The 3,152-nt window shown below is 70.3% G+C and carries 4 protein-coding genes; 3 read left to right on the top strand and 1 reads right to left on the bottom strand.

Annotation, left to right across the window (positions count from 1 at the left end; all coding sequences use genetic code 11):
• The 3 genes from VF825_RS04370 to VF825_RS04360 all read left to right on the top strand — a co-directional run.
• Window positions 1–339, top strand: a 339-nt coding sequence (locus VF825_RS04370) for an ABC transporter permease subunit (protein ID WP_331110529.1), incomplete at its 5' end; no start/stop codon positions are given.
• Window positions 340–396: 57 nt separating this feature from the next.
• A complete protein-coding gene (gene pstB / locus VF825_RS04365; RefSeq protein WP_331110527.1) occupies window positions 397–1,173 on the top strand; it encodes a phosphate ABC transporter ATP-binding protein PstB in 777 nt (258 codons plus the stop codon).
• 125 nt (window positions 1,174–1,298) lie between these two features.
• On the top strand, window positions 1,299–2,327 hold the full coding sequence (locus VF825_RS04360; protein ID WP_331110525.1) for a hypothetical protein: 1,029 nt from the start codon (window positions 1,299–1,301) through the stop codon (window positions 2,325–2,327).
• 60 nt (window positions 2,328–2,387) lie between these two features.
• Here the strand turns inward: VF825_RS04360 and VF825_RS04355 are convergent.
• Window positions 2,388–3,152 (bottom strand): inorganic phosphate transporter (locus VF825_RS04355; protein WP_331110523.1); only part of this gene is annotated, 765 nt, incomplete at its 5' end.

The following is a 3,152-nucleotide window of genomic DNA, read 5'->3' as shown; positions in this document are numbered from 1 at the left end:
TCCTACGCCCTCGGCGTGCCGAAGTGGAAGACGATCGTGCGGATCGTGCTGCCCACGGCGTTCTCCGGCATCGTCACCGGCGTGCTGCTCGGCCTGGCCCGCGTCATGGGCGAGACCGCGCCGCTGCTGATCCTCGGCCCGTACACCAAGGAGATCGCCACCAACCTCTTCAGCGGGCTCATGGCGACCCTGCCCACGATGATCAACCAGGACCGCACCGAGAGCCTGCAGCCCGCCCTGGACCGGGTGTGGGGCGCGGCGCTCACGCTGATCCTGCTGGTCCTCGTCCTCAACATCGCCGGCCGTGTCGTGGCGCGGTTCGGCCGCGTGCGCAGCTGAGGCTGCGGGCGCGACCCAGGCACACGGCATACGGAACTGGAGAAGGAAGAACCACTCATGGCCAAGCGAATCGACGTCAAGGACCTCAACGTCTTCTACGGCGACTTCAAGGCGGTCGAGGACGTCACGATGACCGTGGAGCCGCGCTCGGTGACGGCGTTCATCGGCCCGTCCGGCTGCGGCAAGTCGACGTTCCTGCGCACGCTCAACCGGATGCACGAGGTGATCCCGGGCGGGCGCGTCGAGGGCTCGGTCATGCTCGACGACCAGGACCTCTACGCCTCGGGGATCGACCCGGTGGCGGTGCGCCGGACCGTGGGCATGGTGTTCCAGCGGCCCAACCCGTTCCCCACGATGTCGATCTTCGACAACGTCGCGGCCGGGCTGAAGCTCAACGGCATGCGCGACAAGAAGATGCTGACCGAGCGCGTCGAGAAGTCGCTGCGCGGGGCGAACCTGTGGAACGAGGTCAAGGACCGGCTGAACAAGCCCGGCGCCGGCCTCTCCGGTGGCCAGCAGCAGCGGCTGTGCATCGCCCGGGCGATCGCCGTCGAGCCGCAGGTGCTGCTCATGGACGAGCCCTGCTCGGCGCTGGACCCGATCTCCACGCTGGCGATCGAGGACCTGGACAACGAGCTGAAGTCGACCTACACGATCGTCATCGTCACCCACAACATGCAGCAGGCGGCGCGGGTGTCGGACCGGACGGCGTTCTTCAACCTCGCCGCGCAGGGCAAGCCCGGCCGGCTGATCGAGATGGACGACACGCACAAGATCTTCAGCAACCCGACGCAGCGCGCGACCGAGGACTACATCTCCGGCCGCTTCGGCTGACCGGGGCCGGCTGGCTCTGCGCAGCCGGCCGGCTTTGCGCAAGGTGCGGGCCGATTGACCCCACCGTCCACAGGCGAGTTGCCGGGCGTCGCCAGCACTGCAGCGGCGGCCGACCCTTGGTCGCCATGGACGAGAACCTGCCGCTGGCGTTCAGCTCCGCCGATGCCTTGGCCCGCGGAACCACCAGGTCCGCGCTGCGGCACAAGGTGGCCCAGGGCCGTTGGATGCGGGTCTCCCGCGACGTGTATGCCGTGCCGCAGGAGTGGTCCGCCGCGACACCCGCCGAGCGCCTCGCCTCCGCCTCGCTGGCGCGTGCCCGCGCTCACCACACCGACAAGGTCATCAGTCACCTCAGCGCCGCCTCGATCCACGGCTATGCCCTGCCGCTCGACCCCGGCACCGCCACATGGCTCACCGTTGACCAAGGGGGGAACCGGCCGAGGAGAGCTCCTGATGTGATCGTGGAGCGGGCGTCCTTGGCACCGGAGGACGTGATCGAAGTCGGCCACCCGGTCGTCGCACTGACGTCACGGGCGCGCACGGTCGCGGACTGCCTGCGGCACCTGCGCCTGGCTGATGCCGTGGCGCTCGGCGACAGCGCGCTGCGCCCCGAGCCGGCCCTCATCGCAGCCGTGCGCGAGGTCCTGGACCGGCAGCGCGGCTGGCCCGGTGCGGGAGCCGCCCGCACGGCATACGGGCTGCTGGACCGACGCCGCGACACCTGGCTGGAGTCGTGGTCGTTCGCGCGGCTGTGGCAGCTGGGGGTCGACCTGCCCGAGCCGCAGGTGACGGTCCTGGACGAGTGGGGGCGCTTCGTCGCCAGAGTCGACGCGATGTGGCGGGCGTGGGGCGTCGTCGGCGAGGCGGACGGCAGGCTGAAGTACGGCTTGGGCCAGGCAGGGGCCGAGCTGGCAACGCGATCGGGTCTCGGCGAGTCGTTCTCCGCCAATGCGGTGTTCGCGGAGAAGCGGCGCGAGGACCGCTTGCGCGACCTCGGGCTCGAGGTGGTGCGCTGGACGCTGGACGACCTGATCCGAACGCCGGAGGAGGTCGTCCGCCGGGTCGAGGCGGCACGCCGTCGGGGCGACCCACTCCGATTCCGCGGGCGGCTCGTCAGCAGCCCAAACACGACTTTGCGCAAGCTGGTGTCGTGATCCGGGGCGCTGAGGCTCCGGTTTACGACACCAACTTGCGCAAAGAGGCAGCGCGGGTGGTCAGAGGAAGAGGTGGGCCACCCAGAAGGCGAGGGCGGCCACGATGCCGGCGCCGGGGAAGGTCAGGACCCACGCCGCGACGATGTTGCCGGCCACGCCCCAGCGCACCGCGGACAGGCGCCTGGTCGCGCCGACGCCCATGATCGAGGAGGTGATCGTGTGGGTCGTGGAGATCGGGGCCTTGAAGCCCAGGCCGGCGATGAACAGCACCGCAGAGGCCGACGCCTCGGCGGCGAAGCCGTGCGGCGGGTCCAGGTGGATGATGCGTCGACCCAGCGTGCGCATGATCCGCCACCCACCGGAGTAGGTGCCGAGGCTGATGACCAGCGCGCTCGAGACCTTGACCCACAACGGGATCGAGGCGCCCGAGTGGTAGCCGCCCACGCTCAGCGCCAGGACGACGATGCCCATGGTCTTGCCGGCGTCCTGCAGGCCGTGACCCAGTGCCATCGCGGCTGCCGAGACGGTCTGCGAAAGGCGGAACCCGCGGGCGGTGCGGCCTGGGTGCGCCCGGCGGAACAGCCAGAGGATCAGGGCCATCACCAGGTAGCCGAGGGCCAGGCCGACGATCGGCGAGATCACCATCGGGACGACGATCTTCGACCAGACGCCACCCCACAGGACGGTGGAACCGGCGATCAGCGAGGCGCCGACCATGCCGCCGAACAGGGCGTGCGAGGAGGAGGACGGCAGGCCCCTCCACCAGGTCAGCAGGTTCCAGGCGATGGCGCCGACCAGGGCCGCACCCACGATGAGCAGGCCGGT

This window comes from Oryzihumus sp., from assembly GCF_036391795.1.
Lineage (GTDB): Bacteria > Actinomycetota > Actinomycetes > Actinomycetales > Dermatophilaceae > Oryzihumus.
The sequence above is the reverse complement of the archived record's forward strand: the minus strand, read 5'-3'. Positions and strand labels throughout refer to the sequence as shown.

What these genes read in the sequence shown, in the direction of transcription:
- pstB (WP_331110527.1), top strand. Translation starts at nt 397, where the DNA reads ATGGCCAAGCGAATCGACGTCAAGGACCTCAACGTCTTCTACGGCGAC.
- VF825_RS04360 (WP_331110525.1), top strand. Translation starts at nt 1,299, where the DNA reads ATGGACGAGAACCTGCCGCTGGCGTTCAGCTCCGCCGATGCCTTGGCC.